Source organism: Wolbachia endosymbiont of Diaphorina citri (assembly GCF_013096535.2).
Lineage (GTDB): Bacteria > Pseudomonadota > Alphaproteobacteria > Rickettsiales > Anaplasmataceae > Wolbachia.
In genome coordinates this window covers 831,375-854,363 of sequence record NZ_CP051265.2, presented here as the reverse complement: position 1 = coordinate 854,363, position 22,989 = coordinate 831,375, and the positions used below count along the sequence as shown (strand labels likewise).

The window sequence follows — 22,989 nt, the reverse complement described above, 5'->3', positions numbered from 1 at the left end:
GAAAGAAAGAGGTAGAAGTCTCTACCTCTTTACCATTTAGTTTACTTGAAATTTTTTACCTTTAAATGCTTGAACAACTTCAGAATCTTCCAATGAACTCTTAAGTAGTTCATTAAATTTACTTGAATCCACTTTTTCAACCAATTCAGTTTTAGTAGCTAAATCTTTAATTTTTTCTTCAAATTCTGTTTTAGCTGCTTCAGCTTTATTAGCTGCTGCTTCAGCACTTACTTTAGCTTCACTTATTTCTTCATTCTTATGCATTTGCTGATATGAAGCATAAGCTGCTGCGGCAAAATATACAGCGGCAATAAATAGAACTGCAATTCCAGCAGGGCTAGCAATAAGCGCTAAAGACGTAGGTCCAGCAATTACTTTAGTAGCAATCAATAATGTTGTTATTGCTGCTGCTAAAGATGCAGTTGCAACTGTACTTTCAATACTCATTTTTGTTATGGGTGCTATATTTTTCAATTTCCATATAGTAGGCATAATAACTTCCTCCTTAATTAAGGTTTATAAAAAGTTAATTGTATATTAACAATGCACACTAGTCAAGCATTTATATTAACAACTTAATATTTTATCTACTTTCTAAATTGTTACTAATTATGTAAGATTGATACATGGTAAATGGCTGGCTGAATCTTGATAAACCAACAGGAATGAGTTCTGCACAAGCTGTAACTCAAATTAAAAGGATTTTTGGAATAAAAAAAGCTGGTCATCTGGGAACACTTGATCCTTTGGCTTCAGGTATATTACCGATCGCTCTTGGTGAAGCAACAAAAACTATACCGTATTTATCTTGTAACTTAAAGGCATACAATTTCACAATCAAATGGGGAAAGCAAACAACTACGGACGATTTAGATGGTGATATTATTAGAACTAGCACTATAAAACCTCAGTATAATCAAATAAATTGTGCAATTAAGGATTTTATTGGGGAGATAATACAGACTCCTCCTCAATTTTCAGCAGTAAAAATTAAGGGAGCAAGAGCATATAAGTTGGCAAGAAGTGGGCAAAGGGTGAATATAAAGCCTCGACAAGTCAAAATACATGAACTGAAATTGATCTCTGTTGATACCACAAACAATAGTGCTGATTTTTCTATGACGTGTGCTAGCGGTGTATATGTGAGATCAATTGCTCGGGATCTTGGAGTAACATTAAATTGCTTTGGACACATTACAAAACTAAGAAGAAGTATGGTAGGTGATTTTAGAGAAACTGAATCAGCGACAATTGAACGGCTTATTGAAAAAAATACAACAGTCCATCCTTTGGTGTCATTCCAGCGCGTGACGCTGGAATCTAGAAAAAAAGAAGAAGAGTGGATCCCAGTGTCAAGCATTGGGATGACAGAAGATGATGTAGTGATAGGAAGTAATACAAAAAGTTTCATCATCCCCATTGAATCGGCTTTAAAATCGATGTTCAAAGTTGAAATTTCCCTAGAGGAAGCGAAGAAAATCAGAAAAGGTCAAGGAATTATATTAAATAACTTGCGTGGTTTAAAGAATTATGATATTTTTTGTACGATAGTGGGTAATGTACCTATTGCAATTTGCAGTTTTACTCATGGTTATGTGAAGCCTATTCGTGTTTTTAATATTTTGAAATGAGGTTTAGATGTCAATAACATCCCAAAAGAAAAAAAGTTTGATTAGTACATATGCAATTAAAGAAGATGATACAGGTTCATCTTTTGTACAGTGTGCAATTTTAACCGAGAGAATCAGTAATTTAACTGAGCATTTTAAAACGCATAAGCATGACCATAATTCTAAGCGCGGTTTACTTATATTGATAGGTAGAAGGCGCAAGCACTTAAATTATATAAAACGTAAATTTGGTAATGAAGCCTATCAAGAGTTAATAGAGAAGTTAGGCATTAGAAAATAATCGAGGAATTTTGTATGTTTGAAATTATAAAAAAGTCTATAGATTGGGAGGGACGTACCTTATCTTTAGAAACTGGGAAAATAGCACGTCAAGCTGATGGTTCAGTAGTTGTAAATTATGGAGATACTTCTATCTTAGTCACTGTTGTACGAAAAAAGAAGGAAGAAAGTGTTGATTTTCTCCCTTTAAATGTGCAGTTTATTGCAAAAAGTTATGCCATGGGTAAGATTCCTGGTGGTTTTTTTAAAAGAGAAGGAAAACCATCTGATAGAGAAACTTTAATTTCAAGAGTAATAGACAGAAGTATAAGGCCGTTATTTCCTGAAGGTTTTCATGATGAAATTAGTGTAGTATGTAATCTATTAACTTACGATACAGTCAATTCTCCTGAAGTACCAGCATTGATAGGCACCGTCGCAGCTCTTGCAATTTCTGGTGTTCCTTTCCACTTTACTATAGCTGGAGTTATGGTCGGTTGTGATGAAAATAACAATTATATACTCAATCCTTCCGTTCAAGAGATGAAAGCAAGCAACTTGGATCTGTTTTTGTCTGGTGATGAAAATTCGATCTTAATGGTCGAATCAGAAGTCAAAGAGCTCTCTGAAGAGAATGTTCTTGACGCAATAAAATTTGGTCATGAACATCTTCAACCTGTTATTAAGCTTATAAAAGAATTTGCTGATACAGTAGGCAATAAACCTGAAAGCTTTGCCCCTATTGATATATCAGATATAACTCAAGAACTTGAAAAATATCGCAAAGACTTTGAAGAAGCATATTCAAAAACAGTAAAACAAGAGCGAGTTCAAGCTCTAGAAGTAGTCAGGAATAATATATTGAATACTCTCAAAGAGTCTGGAAAAGACGAAAAGTTAATTACTTATGCAGTAAAAAGCTTTGAAAGATCTTTAGTGCGTGAAATGATTAGAAAGAAAAGTGTGAGGATAGACAGCCGTAAGTATGATGAAATACGCCAGATAGAAATTGAGGCTGACATTCTACCCAAGACTCACGGTTCTGCGCTATTTACAAGGGGTACCACTCAGGCACTAGTTGTTACTGCTCTTGGTACTACACAAGATGAGCAAATTGTGGATGACATTGAAGGGGATAGACGTGAACATTTTATGTTGCATTATAATTTTCCTCCATTTGCTGTTGGAGAGGCTTCTGCTATACGCGCACCAGGAAGGAGAGAAATTGGTCATGGTAAACTTGCTTGGAAAGCAATTCATCCTGTTTTACCTGATAAATCTGAATTTCCTTATACAATAAGGGTAGTATCTGAGATTATGGAATCTGATGGTTCTTCTTCTATGGCAACAGTTTGTGGAACTTCCATTGCATTAATGGATACAGGTGTGCCAATAAAGGCTCCCGTTGCGGGAATTGCTATGGGTCTCATCAAAGACAAAAATGAACATATAATACTTTCTGATATACTGGGCGATGAAGACTATCTTGGTGATATGGATTTCAAAGTAGCAGGAACTAGCGGAGGGATTACAGCACTGCAGATGGATATGAAAATTCCTGGTATAAGCTTTGAAATTGTTGAAAAATCTTTAGAACAAGCAAAAGCCGGAAGATTACATATCTTAGAAAAAATGAATGCAGTAATTTCAGAACATCGTAAGGATATAAAAGATCATGTACCAAGAGTGTTATCGTTTTATATAGATAAAGATAAAATTTCTGCAGCTATTGGTGCTAAAGGAAAAAATATACGCAGTGTATGTGAAAGAAGTAATGCAAAAATTGAAATAGGGGATGACGGTAAAGTTTCTGTTTTTGCCATTAGTAGTACTGAAGCTGAAGCTGCAAAGAATATGATGATTGATTCAATAACAGAACTAGAACAAGGTTCTATAATTGATGCTAAGGTTGTAAATATAGAGAAGTCTATTGTAGAGCTTGAGCTTCCTAATGGAAGGAAAGGAAAAATGCATATAAGCGAAGTAGCTAATCAACATGTAGAGTCTATTGAGGACATACTTAAACAGGGTGATACCTTCAAAGCTTTGGTAATTGATTTTGAAAAAGGTGGGTGCCCAAAATTGTCAAGACGTCGTGTTGATCAAGAAACAGGTGAATTTTTTGAAGGTAAACTTTACAATGAAGAAAGGAGAGATGGTTTAAATAATAGGGATAATTATTATAACAACTCGTTTAATAAAAAACCTGGAGATAATTATCATAGTAATAGACCTACTCGTCCTCGTTCTGGTTTTAGTAATAGAAGCAGACCAAAATTTGGTAATAATGACTCATCATCAGGTTTCTATTGAGGTTGAACTTACTTTCTATTATCTCAGTGTCGAAGCACTGGGATAATAGGAATTTTTAAAACTGACAAGATAACAAAAATGGTTTGTGTTATCTGTAGGGTTATAACGAAAGATTTTTAAGATCGTTTATAGTCTTTTTCATGTCTTCAGCTTTAAATATTGCTGATCCAGCAACTAATATATTTGCACCTGCTTTTATTATATCAGCTGCGTTAGAAAAGTTAACTCCACCATCTACTGAAACTTGTGTTTTAAGATTACGGTCCTGTATCATTTTCCTCACGGTAGATATCTTACTCAACTGCGAATGAATAAACTCCTGTCCTCCAAATCCAGGATTGACTGTCATAATTAGCACAATATCTAGCTCATCTATTATATACTCAAGCACGCTTGGAGAAGTTGAAGGAACAATTGAAACTCCAACTTGTATTATTTTTTTTGTATTGTTTTTATATGATTTTATCTTTCTTACTAGCCTCTCAAGATGTATCTCTGCTTCTGCATGTATGGTGATAATATCAGCACCAGCATTTATAAAACTTTCAATATGGTCACCAGGAGATTTAATCATTAAGTGCACATCAAAAGGAAGGTTGCTATATTTACGTATCGCAGAGATAACATTCGGACCTATTGTAATATTTGGAACAAAATTTCCATCCATAACGTCTATGTGTATATAATCTACATTCAAGTCGCTAATTCTTTTTACTTCCTCTCCTAATTTTGCAAAGTCTGCTGAAAGTATAGAAGGTGCAATTTTAATACCCATAGACTACTTTTTACCAAAAATAAAAAAAGTAACTTATTTTTTAAACTCTGTCATCCCAATACTATATTAATCTCATTTAGAAATTTTTGTATCCGTCCAGATGCATGTGCCTTTATTTTTCTCTGCCCATGCATCTGGTCATTGTAATACTCATTAGACTTCTTTCTTCGCCTTTTCTAAATATTCCAACACAGTTTCATGTAGCGCAGTCCAAGACATTTTCTTTTCCATATTCGGTATAAATTTTTGTTTCCAAGTGTCCTTAAATTCTTGAAACCACTGCTTCTCAAAGTTTTGGAAATCAGATAAAACTTCTGACCTAAACCCATTAATTAAATTCGAGACTTCTATAGCCTTTTCAGGGCTTATAGACTTAAAAGACAATATTTCATTCTTTAAAACATCTAGCTTCTCAAATGAATTAAGCTTAAATGGAATATAAAGCGAGGATCTTATATTATACCTTAGATAAGAGTCGTAATATAGCTTAATCTTGTACATGAGCGTAGCAAATGCACTAGAAGAAATATTATTTTCATATTCTGCAAGAGAAGATAATAAACGCTTGTAATCCTCTTCATTCAAAAATGGTAGCTTTAAGCTTAATTTAGTTTTATCACTTAAAGATAAGAATTCACTAAAAATAAGATTACTATACTTAACTAAAAATTCAGGCAAAATATCTTCTTGTTCTAATTTTAGAGGCAAGTCTTTTCTAATCTCTTTCGGCAAGTGATGCATGGAAAACTGATTGATAACCCACGCAAAATTTTCATCAAACTCATTTGAGTAATTAGCATTATTGTCAGGAAAAACCATATTACCTTCCCTATCATTCCAAGGCAGTATTTTATAAAAAAAACCGTTTAACCTTTTTTTTAATTTCAAAATATTTTCACTCTTATCGCCTACCTTATACAAAACCTCATTTACTTTTTGTTCTGCGTCTTGAGGACTGATTCTATCACCTATATGCAATCCGATACTACTTTTCTCTAATAATTCCCAATCAAATAACTTATGTGGATCAGGCTTACGCATTGCGTAACCTTCAATTGCTGAGTTGTACACTATAGTACCTATCTCAGCGTGACTAAATATCATATCTTTTCTAATCTTAAAGCGCTTCATTAGGTACAAAAGCAGATCTTTGACAGATTTCATTTGCTCTTCTGGAAAAGGCTCAAGCCCTGTGTTTACAATCTCTATACCTATAGAATAATCATTCAGTTTTCGTAGCTCTTCAACCACATTATCTACTTGAACTTTCGCATAACTTATACCAGCATGCCATGCTCGTTTTTCAAGTGGAACCATCAGAGTAATGCTACCATCTCTATCAACAATAAGCTGTACTGATATCCCTGAAGAATTTAATGCGCATTTTGTGCTTTTTAATGTTGGAGATTCGGTATGATGCACTACCACCATCAACACTTTTTTGCTTTCTCTATCATCATAATTTGAACTTGGTGCAGGATCTAAAAATATTGGATTCTTTAATGATGTTTTCAAATCTTGAAAATCGTTCTCGATATCAATTAAGCAAGGTTGCTGTCCATATACAAGAGGCGCTACAAGCAGTAACAGAAATAAAACAGACAAACATTTTTTTACTATAAGTCTCATGCAGCTTTACAAATTGCCCACAATATAACTAAATTAACATAATACGCATAAAATGTTTACTTTTTTTCAGCTAATCAAGGCTTGCTACAGCTACAATTAGTACTTTTATCATTACATTTTGGTGTTAAGTCAGGATAGAACGTAAGTATAGCGTCATTCTTTCTCACAAACACTGATTGATAATTGGCATCTTCCATTTTATACAGACACATTCCATCTTTTCCCAATTCCTTAAACGCCTTAGTTGCAGAAACTAAAATATCATCAGCATGAAGGTTATGTGCATACCCATTTGGGCACTTAACTTTTACTTCTCCACCCTTACCTAAGTATTTCATTCCAAACGTGTAAACAGGTGGCTTAATATCTAATTTATTGCACAGAGATTTATTACCCCAAATTGCACCCGCCCACTTATTTTCTTGAGCCTCAACATATCTACCTACAAAATGCATACCACCTAGCCCCAATCTATCTGGTTCACCACAAAAAATATGCCCAAACCCTATAGTTTCTTTTTCAGTTCCGCTATTTGTAAACCAAATCTTAGTCAATTCATCTTTAAACAACCCCAAGTCTGCACTAGGTGTAATCACCTGATGATCAAGCTTATCGTATATCCTTTTCACCACTTCTTGATGCTGCGGACAATCAAGCAAAATTCTGAAATCTTCTTCATCAGGCTGTGTTCCCCAATCTCCACAAACCCTTAACACTCCTCTATCAAAATCAGTCAACTCTGGAAGTGGTGGAATATAGTCTGGATCTGAAGAATCTGTTTTGAAAAACGGCTCAAAGCCAATTTGTGAATTTGCATCATTGAGATAATGCTCCTTAATGTAAAAAACAAATCCTATTACTGGTATTATTAAGCACAAGATTAACTTAGCTATTTTCGACATAATCATATTCATAAAGAAGCTAGGGTATAAGCAACAACTTAAAAAAGTTTTAATCTAATGTTGATCGCAGTCCTGGCATCTCATCACCACTTAGCCAACTTAAAAACGCTCCCCCACCAGTTGAAATATATGTAAAATCTTTATCGGCAAGACCTGCAGTATTTATTGCAGATAGACTATCTCCTCCTCCTATTACACTGGTTAATTTTCCTTCGTGTGTCAAATCACTTACTACTCTCATCACCTCTACTGTACCATTTGCAAAAGCTGAATGTTCAAAAACACCAATAGGTCCGTTCCACAGCAGAGTTTTACTGCTTGCTATTATACCGCTTATTGTGCTTAAAGTTTGAGGTCCGATATCTAAAATTATATCACCGTCCAAAATGGATTCAATTTTTCTTAAAACGCCAGTGCTATAATCAGAATTTACTGCAACCAAAACGTCTTCTGGCACAACTATTTTGCAATTGTTTTTATTTGCCGTCTCAACAATATCGTGCAGAAGATCATCAACGCCATTTTGAAAAAAAGACTTGCCTATATTAACTTTATTAAATAACAAAAAATTATTAGCAATTGCGCCGCCCAGAATAAGGTAATCAACCTTTTCTGCTAGCTTTATAAGCATTTTTATTTTAGTTGATATTTTAGCTCCACCAACTATCGCAGTAATAGGTTTAGCGTCAAACGATATAGCTTGCTCAAGATACTTTAGCTCATCTTGCAAGCAAAATCCTGCATAAGAAGGTAAAAATTCCGTAATGCGTGAAATAGAAGCGTGAGCTCTGTGAGAGCAAGAAAACGCATCATTTATATATATATCTGCTAGAGATGCTAATTGTTTAGCAAAATTTGAATCATTCTGCTCTTCTTCTTTATAAAACCTCAGATTCTCTAGTAATATTATATCTCCTCCATCCATCGCATTTATTGCTCTTTGTACTCTCTCACCAATACAATCATCAATAAATTTCACTTCTTTGCTTAGCAGCCGCGATAAAGTTTCAACTACGTTTTTTAGCGATAAGTTACTGTCTTTGGCTTTTGGACGCCCAAAATGTGAGATAACAATAACTTTTGCACCCACATTTGCCAAATACTGAATGGTAGGTAGCGCTCTCAAAATACGAGTGGCATCACAAATTCTTCCATTTTTTATAGGAACATTGAAGTCAACCCTGAGCAGAACATTTTTATTGTGAAAATCACAACTCTCTATGCTAGGTACATTTATCATAAAATTAAAGAGCTATAAAATCACTATACAATAGTTTAATCCAAAGTAAAGGAAGGAAATTCCAATGCTAAATAAATTAATAAATAGGAAAATTACTACAAATACTTTCAACTTTATTTTTCACTGCTTTTTCAACATCAGGGCTATTTCCATCAATTAATCCCTGAATTATTTCATTTATCAGATCAGCTATCTCTTTAAAATCTTTTTTCTCAAGTCCGCGTGTTGTCTCAGCAGCGGTACCAAAACGGAGCCCTGAAGTAATGGTTGGTTTTTCCGTGTCAAATGGCACGGAGTTTTTATTGCAGGTAATGCCAGCTCTTTCAAGGCTATTCACAACGTCTTTTCCAGTCAATTTCCGTGATCTTAAATCAACTAGCACTATATGAGAGTCAGTGCCACCGGTTATAATGTTCAGCCCATGCCCTTGCAGCGCTTGAGCTAACACTTTCGCATTTTCCACAACTTTTTTACTATAAGTTTTAAACTCTGGCGCTAATGCTTCCTTAAATGCAACAGCTTTTGCAGCTATCACATGCATAAGTGGCCCACCTTGCAATCCTGGAAAAACTGCAGACTGAATTTTTTTATGTAACGCTTCATCATTTGTCATTACCACTCCACCACGAGGACCACGTAGAGTCTTGTGAGTTGTAGAAGTTATAATATGCGCATATTCAGCAGGTGATGAGTAACAACCTGCAGCAATAAGCCCTGAATAGTGAGCAATATCTGCAAGCAGATATGCACCAACTTTATTCGCAATTTCACGAAAGCGCTCGAAATCTATTTTTCTTGGATAAGCAGAAGCACCAGCAATGATTAGCTTCGGTTTATGCTCTAGCGCTAGCCTTTCCACCTCATCCATATCAAGCAGGTAAGTGTCTCTATTAACTGTATACTGGATCGACTTAAACCACTTACCAGAAAGGTTTGGTGCTGCACCATGAGTTAAATGTCCACCACAATTCAGTGACAATCCAAGTATTGTATCACCCGGAGTAAGTAGTGAAGCAAACACTGCTTGATTTGCCTGAGAACCAGAGTGAGGTTGAACATTTGCAAATTTAACATTAAACAGCTTACAAAGCCTTTCTATAGCCAGATTTTCAACTTCATCTACATACTCACAGCCACAGTAATATCTTTTACCAGGATAACCTTCTGCATATTTATTAGTCAGAAAAGAACCCTGTGCTTCCATCACTGCTTTACTTGCAAAATTCTCCGATGCAATCAATTGCAACTGCGATCTTTGACGCTGCAGTTCCTTCTCTATAGAGAGATAAACTTCATTATCACAAGACTTTAAATTATTTTCAGAGTTACAAATCCTTTCTGAAGCAATTGTCATAAGACCTTTTCCTTAACCACATAAATCCAAAAACAGCCAAAAGCAAACATACAGGAATAATTGATATTGCTTTTACTAGTAACTCAGTACCATACACAGGATTTCCTTGTATTACCGTTCCATTCCAACATAAGTCTATTATTTTTGCAATTCCAGTATGAAAAAAATAGCCAAAAACCATAACTATCATGTTTGATACAGCTGTGGCTAAGCCTACCAAGTTATTGTTTACATAACTTATTGCCTTGTAAATAGTAATTACCTGATACCCAGATGCAAAGCCGATAACAAGAAGTGTAGGTAATGCAATATATAAACCGCCAAATTGTGTAAAAAGCAAGAGGAAGCTAGCGATCATTGCAAAAGAACACGCAATAATCACCTCGTAATGTTTGTCTGGATACTTCTCCAGTAAATAAGCGAGAAAGAATGATCCAGCTCCCATACCTATAAACATGAGAGAGGAAAGTGAAGATGCCAAATCTCCGGTCATTTGATATGCTTCACATAAGAACGCTTTTGCCCAACCATCAGCAAAACCTTCTAGTGGCCCAACCATCAAGCCCCCAAAAAAGCTGATTAGAATGATATGTTTATTGAAAAGTACAGTTTTTAAATCTTGAAGTATGTTGTCATTTCTACTCTCCTCTATGTTAGAATTTGGCGTTATTAAGAATAAAAGTAGGGCGAGCAAGCAACCAAACGCTGAGAAAGTGTATATAACATAATTCCAACCAAATTTATTGAGCAAGAAGTCTAGAGGTAATCCACCATAAATAGCTCCCAGTAACCCTATTATTATAGATAAGCTAGCCATCCTTGCTGATTTTTCTTGTGAAAAATACATGCTTGCAACTTTGAAAAGCCCAATTGCTGAAGCAGATGACCCAACTCCAACAATCATTCTACCAAGTATTGAGTAATACCACTGATCAAAGCATATTAGCGGCAATGTTCCAGCAAATGTTAAGACAATACACGCAGGTAAAACAAACTTTGGCCCAAATCTATCAAGGGCAAGACCAACAGGTATGTGAGCAAGCGTATAGCCTATATAATATAGCCCACCAAATTGACCAACATCTGTAATACTTATGTTAAATTTTGTTATTAATTCAGGCGCGATTATATTTGGAATTACACGCAATATATACTGGTATGCATAAAATAGTGATGCTAGCAACCATATGAAAAAGTTTCTCTGCAATCCTAATATTACCTAAAAAACAGAATTATAGGTATTTTATCAGCAAGGAGCAACACTTTTGTAAATAGCTACTCTAATCCGAGTATCTTTCTTAAAAGAGACCTTTTAGCATATCTATAACTGGTTCATGGATAAGGTATATGAAAAAAATTATACCACAGATGATAAGGATTTTTATAATTTTACCCTTGTTCATCTTAAGCTTTATTTTTTTTACTATAAGTTTTAGTTTTGTTACAAAATTCATTTTACTTACGCTTTTATTTCGTGATACCGATTATACTTTAAATAATATAATTTTTAATGAAATTCAGTATCAGAAACGCTGTAGTTAACTAAATATTAACCTTTTTGTGTGTAAAATATAATATAAAAGCAAGGTGAGTGAATGAACATAGGTACAATAGACAATACGCTACAAAACTACATAACAAAATACATTGAACAAACATTTGCCGCACACACAGGCAATAGATACGACAAGTTATACAGGGAACTTTTAAGTAGCACAGAAGAAATAATAAAACTTACTGTAAACGAAGCAAAACAATATGATAAAAGCCTAGAAGAACTACATAACAATTCAATATTTCACGATAAGAAATTTATTCAAGCTGTTGCTAAACACCAGATATTAGAATTTCTGAATACTCATCCAAAGAAGAAAGAAATCGTTGCAGAATTTAAAAATGAACATCATATCAACGAAAGCGATTTAAAAATTTTAAAGGAAGGAAAAGATTTAATGAATAAAATAAACGATATTAACTTAATTCAACAAAATGAGAAAAATGAAACATTGAACATCAGAAAGGTACTTGCTAAATCAATAGGAATGCCCTCTTCAAGAACCGAAAAATCCAAGGCAACTTTAGTAGAAAGTCCTGAGATGGTAAAATAGACGTACTTAACTTTTCCTAATTGGAAAATACTTTTAATCCTATAATACCCAGCACTACCAAAGCAAGGGAAAATAAACGCCCAAAATTTACTGGGTCATTAAAAAACATTATTCCTATTATCGCTGCACCTATAGAGCCTATACCAGTCCAAACTGCATAAGATGTTCCAAGGGGGATAGACTTCATTGCTAACGATAGCCAGTAAAGACTTACAGAACCGCTAACTAAAATAATTACTACAGGTATAACACGAGTAAAGCCATTGCTATATTTCAGTGCTGTGGTCCATATTATTTCAACCAAACCAGCTAATAGCAAATATACCCACGCCATAAATCAACTCTATCTTACTGAAATATTATACATAAGAATATTAAAAAGTTAACTTAGCATTTCACATGCTTTAATAATACTATTACATCCAATTTCTAATTGTTCCTGAGAGGTTGCATAAGAAATTCTGATAAAATTTTTCAGACCAAACGCAATTCCTGGAACAACAGCAACTAAATGGTCTTCCAACAAATATTCAGCAAAATCAAGATCACTATTTATTACTTTACCACTTTTCGTGCTCTTACCCAATAAACCTTCACATGCGACAAACAAATAGAATGCACCTTGTGGAATAGATGCTGACAATCCTGAAGCAGAATTTAGCTTTTTTACTACAAAATCTCTACGATCCTTAAAGATTTTTGTTCTTTCTTTCAAAAAACTATGATCACCGTTTAACGCTTCAACTGCTGCTGCTTGTGCTATCGAGTTTGGGTTAGAAGTACTTTGAGACTGCAGTGTAGAAATAGCTTTTATCACATCACTCCTGCCTGCAATATAGCCTATTCTCCAGCCCGTCATTGCATAGGCTTTTGATACTCCATTGACCACAAAAACTCTATCATAAAGTTTTGGCTCAACCTGAGCAATGGTAAAAAACTTTTCGTCGTATACTATGTGCTCATAAATATCATCTGTAACAACATTCACATGTGGATGTTTAAGCAATACTTGCGCTATGCTTTTCAATTCATCATATGTATAGACAATTCCTGCTGGATTATTTGGTGAGTTGAGAATTAACCACTTAGTTTTCTCAGTTATATTGCTTTCCAGTAACTCCGGTATCAGCTTAAAGTTTTGTTTGCACTCTACAACAACTGGCAGTCCGCCAAAAAGACTTACCATATCAACATATGAAACCCAATAAGGAGCTGGTATTATAGCTTCATCCCCAGGGTTAATTGTTGCCATGAACAAATTGAATAACACCTGCTTAGCACCAGCACCAACACAGATTTGGCTAAGTGTGTATTCTAGAATGTTATCCCTTTTTAACTTATTGATTATCGCCTCTTTAAGCTCACGCGTTCCATCAACAGCAGTATATTTAGTTTTGCCTTCATTTATCGATTGAATAGCTGCCTTTTTTATATGATCTGGAGTGTCAAAATCCGGCTCTCCCGCAGCTAAAACGCAAATTTTCTTTCCTTCGCTTTTTAATCTGTTTGCCTTATCGGTCACAGCGATTGTAGGCGATGGTTTTATCAGAGACATCCTCTTTGCAAGGTCTGACATAATCTCACTAAAGTTAAATAAAAATGATAAACTCTACACAACAAAAAAGCTAGAAGTTTTATTATTTTACATAAAGGTTGGTATTTTTGTACTCTTAAATATATTAACTATAGATATTAAAAAGCTTAATAAATTTAAAAAGGCAAATAAATCCCCGTATAGCGAGTTTTGACCCTATAATAATGTAAATTGGCATTGTAATAATGTGCTAACGCTTAAAATAAGCGCGATTTGGCTGAATGTAGAAAAAATAAAAAAGACATGCAGCCGCTATAATTTTATGTAATTTGCCAATAAATATTTGAGTTTTTTTACTGAATTTTGTTATTGAGCCCAAAAATAAGGATAAATACTCTTACTGATATGGTAGGAAAAGTGGGAAGGTTTGTCAAGTAAGGTTTTCATTCCACCCTCATAAAGGCTTTTCATACAAGAGTTTTAGTAGTTTCTTACCAGGTCCACTAATGCAGCAATATTTTCAACCGGAGTATCAGGAAGCACTCCATGTCCGAGATTAAATATAAAAGGTAACCCTCTAAAACAATCTATTATACGCTTTGCTTCTTCAATTGCTTCTGACTTATTGTAGGCCAAAAGACTAGGATTAAGGTTCCCTTGCAGAGGAATTTTTAGATTTTCTTTCGCCCATTCTATTGGAACATTATAATCTATACTTACTGCAGATATACCTGTTTGCTCGCAGTAATCTGTATAAAGATTTTCAGCAGAGCGCGGAAAACCTATTATAGGAAAATCAGGAAACTTATTCTTTATTGCTGAAACAATTTTCTTTGTTGGCTTGATTACATACCTTTCAAACAGTTCTCCCTGCAATATACCAGCATTGCTGTCAAATAACTGAATAATATCTGCTCCAAACTCTATCTGTTTGATTAGATAAATAATTGTCGCTTCTGTTATTTTTTTAATTACTTCTTCTAGTTCTAGGGAACAGAAATGTAATACTTTAGAAAAAGTTTTACTACTACCACCCTCTATGATGTAGGAAGCTACCGTCCACGGCCCTCCAGCAAAGCCTATAAGGGACTTTTCCTCTGATAATTGGCTTCTTACTTTCCTGATGGCATTTAAGATTGGAAAGGTTTTAGTTTCAAATTCTTGTGAATTTTTTAACTCCTCAGAGCTTTTCACAGGTTTTATTATTGGACCCACACCGCGAACAAAATTCACATCACAACCTAAAACGTCAGCTATTATTAAAATGTCTGAAAAAATTATGGCTGCGTCCATATCAAATCTTTTTATTGGCTGTAGCGTCAGCTCTACCACTAAATCTATGCTATAGCATATCTCCATGAAATTACTCGTTTTTTCTACGGCTTTGCGATACTCAGGAAGAGATCTACCAGCCTGGCGCATTAACCAAATAGGTACTTTTTCATTTGGCTTATTCTGCTTAATAATTCTTACTATCGTTGGTTTGTTGCTTTCCAATCTATTTTATCTACTTTTTTCTATACTAAAGTATAGTAGTAATAATAGTTCTATCAATAAATTGTTATTAACTTAAAATTCAGTAAAAATTAGTGTTACTTAACTTGTGGATAAATATGTTAATAACTTCTATATACTATTGATTTTGCCTTATAATTTATGTGTATAAGTAAGATATTTGTAATGTTAGTAATTTTCTTTTACGTAAAATACTTTACTATCATGTATTGTTACACAATTATGTATATGTCGTTGAGAAAGTTGTTGATCAATTGTTAGTATTTTATATTAACAAATAATTCACAAATTAATTTGACATTATTCACATGCTTATTAAACATTTAATAACAGTTTTCTTGATAGATCTGATCTAAAGACATTTTCACCATTAAAGGGAATAAATTGAATAAGAAAAGAACCTTAGTAGAAAAAATAGTATACAGAACTTTTCTCTTCCTCTTCAATAAAACTTCTGTGTTAAAAAAGTGTGCGACTGAGGCATTAATGGGTGATCTGTCAGATCTTGACATACTTAATAGTCTATTAAAATTCCGTGATTGTAGTATCATGGATATAATGACTCCACGTAAGGAAATATGCTCAGTAGACATTAAATCAAGTAAGGATGAGTTAATAAAGAAGGTGAAAAAAACTTGCTACACTAAAATACCAATTTATATAAATGACTTTGACAACGTAACAGGCTTTTTTTACGTAAAAGATGTTATTTTCAATAGGAATGAAAATTTTAACCTGGAAGATATTAAACAAAATATACTGTTTGTTCCAGCTTCGATGAAAACAACAGATCTTTTTGTTATGATGAAATCTTCTAAATTATATTTAGCTATTGTGTTGGATGAACATGGTGGAACTGATGGTTTAATTTCAATGACTGATCTTATAGAAGAATTAATACCAAACATTGATAACGGGAATGAGGTAAATTCAGAATACACCATTACTGAATTATCTCAAAGTAAGTTTGAAATGTCAGCAAGGACCCTTATAAAGGATATAGAAGAAAGTCTAAAAATAGAGTTGCGTGACTCTGAAGAAGATTACGCCACACTTAGTGGTTTGATTCTTTCAATTGCTGGTAAAATACCTTCTGTGGATGAAGTCATAAGTTATAAAAATGGTATAAAGTTTATCATCAAGGATGCAAATGAACGATATATTAACAAAATAATACTAGACTTAAGTGATTACAAAAATTAAATTTAATTTTTTGGTAATAAGGTACTTTACCTTGAAAGTGAGAGATTGCAGTAGCCAGATGTGCAACTTAAATAGGCGCTTAAAAGGTTCCTTAATATGCAAAAATTTGTAGTTCTATACATTACTGTTTGATAATTAAAGGTAGGAATAGTTTTATTGGTACAAAGTTATAAAACTTAGTTATTTAAGTATTTTTAGCAATCTGTAACTTTCAAAGAGAAATTAACTACAGATTTTATGTCTAAGTTACTCCACAAAATTTTTCCTTTCCTTATCCAAGATTCAAATTTATAGTATCGATTCCTTTTTATGAAATATGAAGCCACCTCAAGTTATAGTTAAGCCTATATTCAGTGAATTACTTTCACAAGTGCAATTGATTTTAGTGTTATACTGTTCTAACAGTAAAGAAGTCATATAGATAATAATGTCTTTTGTATCCAAACGAATATCATTTTTTTTTGTTAATTTGCTCACTAATAATGTACTTATTGATTTATGTTCATTTACTACTTTTATAGTGAGTAGTGTTTTATCTTCTGTTTTAGTCAGTAAAATAGACACTAATTCAATTTGTGCCACTGCACTGATTATAGTTATCACCATATTGGAAATTATCTTATTTATTTTTTCAATTAAGTTTTCTGTAGGACATTCACTTACTCTCCACTGAAGCTTTACTTTTTTTTTAATAAATAATTTTCTATATTGGATTTAGTCTTAACAAAGCTGCAATTATCTGATGAATGAGAATACGCTTGCTTCATAACTTTATATTTATATATTAAATCATCGGAGCTTTCTTTAAGCAATGACAATGCTTCGTTTTGCATATTAGGGTTGTTTTCTTCAAGCTCTTCCAATCCACCCACTATTCCTTGCATAGAACTAGCAAAATCATGAAGAATTCGTCCTGATAGGCACTCTGTTATTAACATTATGTTTTTATTCATTGGATAAAAGTATAAATGATTTAAGTTAACCCTATATTGGTAGGCATGTAGTAGTCAATTTAAGAGAAAGTTTCGTTGCGCTTTTTGTGTCAAAGCATTAATGTAGTATTAATAATTATAAGATTTATGAAGGCGTTATGAATACTTATGCTAAATCTGGAATAGACCTTAAACTATATAATGAACTAATAAAAAAAGTTAAACCTATTATTGAAAAGACTAAAGGAGAAGAAGTAATTAGTGAAGTAGGATCATTTTCTGCATTGTTTGACTTTTCTTCGCTGAGTAAGAAATACGACCATCCAGTACTTGTTTCCTCAACTGATGGAGTGGGCACAAAACTATTAATAGCTCAAGAGGTGAATAAGCATGATACTATAGGTATAGACTTAGTTGCAATGTGTGTAAATGATTTACTTGCACAAGGAGCAACACCTTTATTTTTCCTTGATTACTTTGCAACAGGCGTTTTAAACAAAAACGTTTTATTGTCTGTAATCCAGGGCATTGCAGAAGGGTGCAAGGAATCTAAAATAGCATTAGTTGGTGGAGAAACTGCAGAAATGCCTGGAATGTATGGTAACAATCACTATGACCTTGCAGGGTTTGTGGTTGGTGTTGTTGATCGAAAGCAAATTCTTCCAAATTGTAGTATAATGAAAGCAGGTGACTGTGTAGTTGGTTTAGAATCAAATGGAATTCACTCAAATGGATTTTCTTTGGTGCGCCATATTTTTAAAAGCTTAGGTATAAATTATAATGATATATCTCCATGGAATAATAAATCTTGGGGTGAAATATTACTTAAGCCAACAAAGATATATGTTGATTCTTTGTTGCCTATTATGCCAAAGGTAAAAGGCATTGCGCATATAACAGGTGGCGGGTTAATAGACAATATTCCAAGAATTCTCTCAGGAAATTTATTTGTAGACATAAATATTAATTCTTGGAAATGGCCAGATATATTTTTATGGCTGAAAGAAGAAGGCAAAATAGAAAAGAGAGAAATGTTAAAAACATTTAATTGTGGCATAGGTATAGTACTGATTGTAGATCCCGATAATATGAAGGATGTGGAAAGCCATTTCCAAAAACGTGGAGAAAAAATTGAGATTATTGGAAAACTTGATGAGGCATGTGACTCTCCACTTGATAGAGTAGTATTTAGTTAGTCTAACTTTACTGACAGTCTTTTTGCAACTTCTGAGTATGCTTCCTTTAAGTTTCCTAGATTTAAACGGAAAACATCTTTGTCTAGCTTTTTATGCGTATTTTTATCCCATAGCCTACAATTATCAGGGCTGATTTCATCGGCTAAAATGATTTTAGTGCTGTTGTTTATCAATTTGCCAAATTCTAACTTGAGATCAACTAAATATATATTTGCATTTGAAAATAGGTCGACTAAGATTTTGTTGACCTTTAAAGTTGTAGTTTTAACTTCTTCCATTTCTTTATGGGATAACCAACCAAAATATAGTATGTGATTTTCATTCACCATTGGGTCGGCTAGGTCATCATTTTTGTAAAAAAACTCGATTATAGGAGATGTAAGTGTCTCACCTTCTTTGATATTAAAACGTTTGCAAAAGCTGCCAGCTGCAATGTTTCTAACCACTATCTCAAGAGGTATTATCTTGAGTTTTTTGACTAGCTGTTCTCTTTCGTTTAGAGTGTTTATAAAGTGCGTGCTAATTCCTGCTTCTTCAAGCTTTTCCATGATAAAAGCACTAACATGATTATTAATTATTCCTTTGCCCTCAATAATTTCATATTTTTCCTTGTTGAACGCTGTAACATCATCTTTAAAGTACTGTATAACAGTTGATGAGTCTTCAGTTTCAATAATGACTTTGGCTTTACCTTCGTATATCGTTTTATTCAGTGACATATTTAATTTAACTATGTATCATATCAATTTACTGTTCTTAGAGTATAGCCTCAAATAACTTAAAATAAACCTTAATGGCGTTCAATGTTACAATATTAACCATATTTCCAGAAATGTTCCCCGGATTTTTGAACTATTCTCTTGCTGGAAGAGCGTTGGAAAAAAAAATATGGAATCTTGAAATAGTAAATATTCGTTCTTTTGCTAAAGATAAACATTCAACTATAGATGATGTTCCATATGGAGGTGGAGCAGGGATGGTTATGCGCCCAGATGTGATTGGTAATGCAGTTGATAATGTGCTTTCTGCTCATAAAAATACTAGATTTATTTATATGACTCCATCTGGTACAAAATTTAATCAGAGAATTGCAAAGGAGTTAACAGAAATTCCTCATGTAACAATATTGTGTGGTCGATTTGAAGGTGTTGACCAAAGAGTAATTGATGTGTATACTCCTTATGAGTTAAGTATTGGAGATTATATACTTTCGGGAGGTGAGCCAGCTGCGATGGTGGTTCTTGATGCATGTATTAGGCTTCTTCCAGGTGTAGTAAATAATTTCGATAGCGTTGCTGAAGAAAGTTTTAGTTATAGTGGCGGTATGCTTGAATATCCTCAATATACTAGGCCTGAGCAGTGGAGTAGGTATAAAGTTCCTGAGGTTCTGTTGTCTGGCAATCACAGAAAAATAAGTGATTGGAAAAGGGAACAGTCATATGTTAGAACAAAGGAACGTCGACCTGAATTGTTGAATGGAGATGATAAATGACAAACTTGCTTGAAAAATTTAACGAACAACAAATACAAAGATTAGCCAAAGAGATGCCAGCTTTTTGTCCTGGCGATGATTTGAAGGTCACTTTTAAGGTAGTTGATAGTACGGGTGAGCGTATACAGATATTTGAGGGCGTATGTATATCAAAAAGAAATCGTGGACTACACTCTTCTTTTTCAGTTAGAAAGGTAAGTCATGGAGAAAGTATAGTATCACAATTTTTTGTTTACTCTCCTGCATTAATTTCAGTACAAGTGATGAGAAAGGGAAAGGTCCGTAGAGCAAAATTATATTATCTGTGCAAGCTATTTGGGAAAGCTGCAAGAATCAAAGAACGTACTACTTATGTTAAAAAAAAATCTAAGTAGATAAAATAGGGAGTGATGTCAATTGTATCATCTCAAAACTCTCTCTTATTATCCCAGTGTGTGACGCACAACTGTACGTTTTCCTCCCGCTGTGGTGTCATCCCAATGTTTGACACTGGGATCCAGATTCTCCTTTTGGTTTGTGCTTTCATGAGAAATATAAAAATTACTTGCAGGCAAAGCCTGCAAGATCTCAGTGTCAAGCACTGGAAAAAGGGGAAAGTTTTTTCAAATCCTCATATAAAGAAAAGTAAATGAGTATAAAGAAAAACTTTCTTAAGTTACTTCAATCTAAGCGCGTACATGCTCGTGTAAAAAGAAAAAATAAAAAGAACAACATTTTATGCTTTTGCTCTTTTACAGCACTGATTGTCTCAATTGGGTGTCCTATATGTATATTACTAAGTATATTAGTTAACTCTTACAGTGCTTTAACGGTAACGAAAATTTTATTGCCAGTTGAAATAAATGCTGATCTTATTTTAACTAATAATCCTGGTGATTTACGATATAAGTCCATTAGACTACTCAATAACTCTTTACATAAAGTGTTTGAAGGAATTGACTTTAAAGACAGTGACGAAATTTTAAGTCGTAATTCTTACAAAGAACTAGAGAAATTTTTTCGTAAGAAAGTAAAAGATAGTGGTGAATATGAGATTTGGTTTACCGCATCGAGTGTGATCAATTCACTATATAAAAATAAATGTTTGAATGATCATTATGCTAAATTACTTGATTGGTTAAAAGAGAAGGGAAGAGTAAGAAAATTTTTTAATAAGTCTCTGTTTCTTAAGTCTGATTCTCGTGAGCCTGAGAATGCAGGTATTTTAGGGGCATTTATCGGTTCATTAATGACAATTATAGTATGCTTAGCATTGGCATTGCCAATAGGAATTATGTCAGGTATCTGTCTTTATGAATTTATGCCTAGAAATAGGCTAATAACCAGTATTGTAGAAATTAGCATGAATAACCTTGCTGCAGTGCCTTCGATAATATTTGGTGTGGTAGGACTGACTCTCTACTTGGGCATATTTGGTTTACCCCGTTCTTCACCGCTTGTTGGCGGGATGACTCTTTCATTTATGATGCTGCCTAATATTATTATTGCGACAAAAAATGCCTTTACAAATGTTCCTATTGCAATAAAAGATGCAGCTTTTGCTCTTGGAGCGCCTCACATCAAGGTGATATTGGATCACTCTTTACCAATTGCGTTGCCACGGATAATACATGGTGCAGTGCTTGCAATTGCAAGGATTTTAGGCGAATCTTCCCCTTTACTTATGATAGGCATGGTAGCATTTATTGCTGATACACCTACATCCTTCTTCGATCCGGCAACTGTTTTACCTGTACAAATATACATATGGTCAAGTAGTCCTGAAATTGCATTTATTGAGCTTGCTGCCATTGCAATTATAGCTTTATTGTTAATGCTATTTGCTTTGAATTTAATAGCAAATTTTGTAAAAAGAAAGTTCGAGTTTTTTGATTCATGAAAATTACAATCCTATCTGGTTATGGCTTAAATTGCGAAAAAGAAACTGCATTTGCATTTATGGAATGCAGCAGAAAGCTTGGTATTAATAATATTGAAGTAAAAATCGTTCACATTAATGATATTATAGATAATCCAAGTGAACTGAAATTAAGCAATATACTTGCAATTCCAGGAGGTTTTTCCTATGGTGATGATACTGGTGCTGGTAATGCATTTGCTTTGCGTATAAAAAACAACTTGTTAGACGAATTTCAAAATTTCTTATCTCAGGATAAGCTTATTATAGGGATGTGCAATGGTTGCCAGATATTAGTAAAATTAGTTCCAGAATTCTCTAATCTAGCTTTAACCTCTAATGATATAGGTAATTACCAATGTCGTTGGATTAGAGTGAGAGTTAATCCGCAGAGTAGTTCTGTTTGGCTACGGGGCCTGAGTGAGCTATATCTTCCTGTTGCTCATGGAGAAGGCAGGTTTTTTATGGATCAAGATATTTTAAATCAATTGATTGAAAATAATTCTGTTGCACTGCGTTACGTTGATGAAAATGGTGACTATGCAAATTTACAATTTCCTTACAATCCAAACGGATCTATATACGACCTGGCAGCTTTGTCAGACAAAAGTGGTAGAGTTTTAGCTTTAATGCCTCACCCAGAGAGAGGAATATTTTTTACTCAGCAGGACAACTGGCCTCTTGAAAAAGAAAAATGTAAACGTTCAGGAGTGGCTATGCCAAAATATGGTGATGGAATGCTCATATTTGAGAATGCACTAAAATATTTTGCGTAAGTATTACAATACGTTACATACAACAAGTTTTTAAGCCATAAAAAGTTACTTTCCTTGTTATGACAATAAATCCTTATTTTTGACCTGCGTGGGTTCAATGACAAAATTCATTCAGAGTATTTATCGGCGAAATTGTAGCGGTTTTTTAAATTTTTCTACATTCAGCCAAAACGTGTTTGTGAGCACATTAAATTATTAAAACTCACTACCAAGGGGTTCTTTTGCCTTTTTTCC

At 33.8% G+C, this 22,989-nt stretch carries 23 protein-coding genes; 10 read left to right on the top strand and 13 right to left on the bottom strand.

Annotated elements, in window-relative coordinates; genetic code table 11:
* Positions 1 to 36 precede the first annotated feature (36 nt).
* Positions 37 to 447, bottom strand: a complete 411-nt coding sequence (locus tag HGO49_RS07305) for a hypothetical protein (RefSeq protein ID WP_237398618.1) — start codon at positions 445 to 447, stop codon at positions 37 to 39.
* Between the two features lie 179 nt (positions 448 to 626).
* Here HGO49_RS07305 and truB point away from each other — a divergent pair, with 179 nt between their 5' ends.
* From truB to pnp, 3 genes are read left to right on the top strand one after another with little or no spacing between them, the layout of a single operon-like run.
* Positions 627 to 1,631, top strand: coding sequence for a tRNA pseudouridine(55) synthase TruB (truB, locus tag HGO49_RS03830; RefSeq protein WP_017531939.1), 1,005 nt, complete (start codon positions 627 to 629; stop codon positions 1,629 to 1,631).
* Positions 1,632 to 1,638: 7 nt separating this feature from the next.
* A complete protein-coding gene (rpsO, locus tag HGO49_RS03825) occupies positions 1,639 to 1,911 on the top strand; it encodes a 30S ribosomal protein S15 (protein ID WP_015588069.1) in 273 nt (90 codons plus the stop codon).
* Positions 1,912 to 1,925: 14 nt separating this feature from the next.
* Positions 1,926 to 4,202: a polyribonucleotide nucleotidyltransferase gene (gene pnp / locus HGO49_RS03820; RefSeq protein ID WP_017531940.1), complete on the top strand. Its 2,277-nt coding sequence runs from the start codon at positions 1,926 to 1,928 to the stop codon at positions 4,200 to 4,202.
* Positions 4,203 to 4,302: 100 nt separating this feature from the next.
* On the opposite strand, the gene rpe is transcribed toward pnp, so the two are convergent.
* The 6 genes from rpe to HGO49_RS03790 all read right to left on the bottom strand — a co-directional run bounded on the left by rpe (position 4,303) and on the right by HGO49_RS03790 (position 11,309).
* Positions 4,303 to 4,977: a ribulose-phosphate 3-epimerase gene (gene rpe / locus HGO49_RS03815; RefSeq protein ID WP_017531941.1), complete on the bottom strand. Its 675-nt coding sequence runs from the start codon at positions 4,975 to 4,977 to the stop codon at positions 4,303 to 4,305.
* A gap of 153 nt (positions 4,978 to 5,130) precedes the next feature.
* The gene (locus tag HGO49_RS03810; protein ID WP_237398533.1) at positions 5,131 to 6,582 is read right to left on the bottom strand and encodes an N-acetylmuramoyl-L-alanine amidase; all 1,452 of its coding nucleotides are present in this window, start codon (positions 6,580 to 6,582) and stop codon (positions 5,131 to 5,133) included.
* A gap of 98 nt (positions 6,583 to 6,680) precedes the next feature.
* Positions 6,681 to 7,508, bottom strand: coding sequence for an EndoU domain-containing protein (locus tag HGO49_RS03805; protein ID WP_237398532.1), 828 nt, complete (start codon positions 7,506 to 7,508; stop codon positions 6,681 to 6,683).
* Positions 7,509 to 7,557: 49 nt separating this feature from the next.
* A complete protein-coding gene (locus HGO49_RS03800) occupies positions 7,558 to 8,745 on the bottom strand; it encodes a phosphoglycerate kinase (RefSeq protein WP_172758534.1) in 1,188 nt (395 codons plus the stop codon).
* A gap of 79 nt (positions 8,746 to 8,824) precedes the next feature.
* Positions 8,825 to 10,102: a serine hydroxymethyltransferase gene (glyA, locus tag HGO49_RS03795; RefSeq protein ID WP_017531945.1), complete on the bottom strand. Its 1,278-nt coding sequence runs from the start codon at positions 10,100 to 10,102 to the stop codon at positions 8,825 to 8,827.
* Entirely contained in the window at positions 10,074 to 11,309 is a 1,236-nt protein-coding gene (locus HGO49_RS03790; protein WP_007302244.1) for an MFS transporter, read from the bottom strand. The genes glyA and HGO49_RS03790 overlap by 29 nt, the downstream gene beginning before the upstream one ends.
* Before the next feature lie 388 nt (positions 11,310 to 11,697).
* Between HGO49_RS03790 and HGO49_RS03785 the strand changes: the two genes are divergently transcribed.
* A complete protein-coding gene (locus HGO49_RS03785; RefSeq protein WP_017531946.1) occupies positions 11,698 to 12,210 on the top strand; it encodes a hypothetical protein in 513 nt (170 codons plus the stop codon).
* A gap of 16 nt (positions 12,211 to 12,226) precedes the next feature.
* Here the strand turns inward: HGO49_RS03785 and HGO49_RS03780 are convergent, their stop codons facing one another.
* From HGO49_RS03780 to hemE, 3 genes are all read right to left on the bottom strand, one after another.
* Entirely contained in the window at positions 12,227 to 12,544 is a 318-nt protein-coding gene (locus tag HGO49_RS03780; protein WP_010403511.1) for a DMT family transporter, read from the bottom strand.
* Between the two features lie 48 nt (positions 12,545 to 12,592).
* Positions 12,593 to 13,786, bottom strand: a complete 1,194-nt coding sequence (locus tag HGO49_RS03775; protein WP_017531947.1) for a pyridoxal phosphate-dependent aminotransferase — start codon at positions 13,784 to 13,786, stop codon at positions 12,593 to 12,595.
* Between the two features lie 438 nt (positions 13,787 to 14,224).
* The gene (gene hemE / locus HGO49_RS03770) at positions 14,225 to 15,241 is read right to left on the bottom strand and encodes a uroporphyrinogen decarboxylase (RefSeq protein WP_017531948.1); all 1,017 of its coding nucleotides are present in this window, start codon (positions 15,239 to 15,241) and stop codon (positions 14,225 to 14,227) included.
* A 402-nt stretch (positions 15,242 to 15,643) separates the two neighbouring features.
* Here hemE and HGO49_RS03765 point away from each other — a divergent pair, with 402 nt between their 5' ends.
* A complete protein-coding gene (locus HGO49_RS03765) occupies positions 15,644 to 16,462 on the top strand; it encodes a transporter associated domain-containing protein (protein ID WP_017531949.1) in 819 nt (272 codons plus the stop codon).
* 327 nt (positions 16,463 to 16,789) lie between these two features.
* On the opposite strand, the gene HGO49_RS03760 is transcribed toward HGO49_RS03765, so the two are convergent.
* Entirely contained in the window at positions 16,790 to 17,155 is a 366-nt protein-coding gene (locus tag HGO49_RS03760; RefSeq protein ID WP_125855783.1) for a histidine phosphotransferase family protein, read from the bottom strand.
* Positions 17,140 to 17,415 carry a hypothetical protein gene (locus HGO49_RS03755; protein WP_012481935.1) on the bottom strand — a complete coding sequence of 92 codons (276 nt, stop codon included), beginning with the start codon at positions 17,413 to 17,415 and terminating at the stop codon, positions 17,140 to 17,142. The genes HGO49_RS03760 and HGO49_RS03755 overlap by 16 nt, the downstream gene beginning before the upstream one ends.
* Positions 17,416 to 17,552: 137 nt before the next feature.
* Here HGO49_RS03755 and purM point away from each other — a divergent pair, with 137 nt between their 5' ends.
* Positions 17,553 to 18,590: a phosphoribosylformylglycinamidine cyclo-ligase gene (gene purM, locus HGO49_RS03750; RefSeq protein ID WP_017531950.1), complete on the top strand. Its 1,038-nt coding sequence runs from the start codon at positions 17,553 to 17,555 to the stop codon at positions 18,588 to 18,590.
* Here the strand turns inward: purM and purC are convergent.
* Entirely contained in the window at positions 18,587 to 19,309 is a 723-nt protein-coding gene (gene purC, locus HGO49_RS03745; protein ID WP_017531951.1) for a phosphoribosylaminoimidazolesuccinocarboxamide synthase, read from the bottom strand. The two genes, purM and purC, sit on opposite strands and share 4 nt — an antisense overlap.
* Before the next feature lie 74 nt (positions 19,310 to 19,383).
* On the opposite strand from purC, the gene trmD reads away from it, so the two are divergent.
* The 4 genes from trmD (at position 19,384) to HGO49_RS03725 (ending at position 22,755) form a co-directional block, all read left to right on the top strand.
* Complete coding sequence (gene trmD / locus HGO49_RS03740; RefSeq protein WP_017531952.1) at positions 19,384 to 20,082, top strand: tRNA (guanosine(37)-N1)-methyltransferase TrmD; 699 nt, start codon at positions 19,384 to 19,386, stop codon at positions 20,080 to 20,082.
* Entirely contained in the window at positions 20,079 to 20,456 is a 378-nt protein-coding gene (rplS, locus tag HGO49_RS03735; RefSeq protein ID WP_007302278.1) for a 50S ribosomal protein L19, read from the top strand. Before trmD ends, rplS begins: the two co-directional genes overlap by 4 nt.
* 254 nt (positions 20,457 to 20,710) lie before the next feature.
* On the top strand, positions 20,711 to 21,961 hold the full coding sequence (locus HGO49_RS03730) for a PstA family ABC transporter permease (protein WP_017531954.1): 1,251 nt from the start codon (positions 20,711 to 20,713) through the stop codon (positions 21,959 to 21,961).
* Complete coding sequence (locus HGO49_RS03725) at positions 21,958 to 22,755, top strand: phosphoribosylformylglycinamidine synthase subunit PurQ (RefSeq protein WP_017531955.1); 798 nt, start codon at positions 21,958 to 21,960, stop codon at positions 22,753 to 22,755. Before HGO49_RS03730 ends, HGO49_RS03725 begins: the two co-directional genes overlap by 4 nt.
* Positions 22,756 to 22,989: the final 234 nt, after the last annotated feature.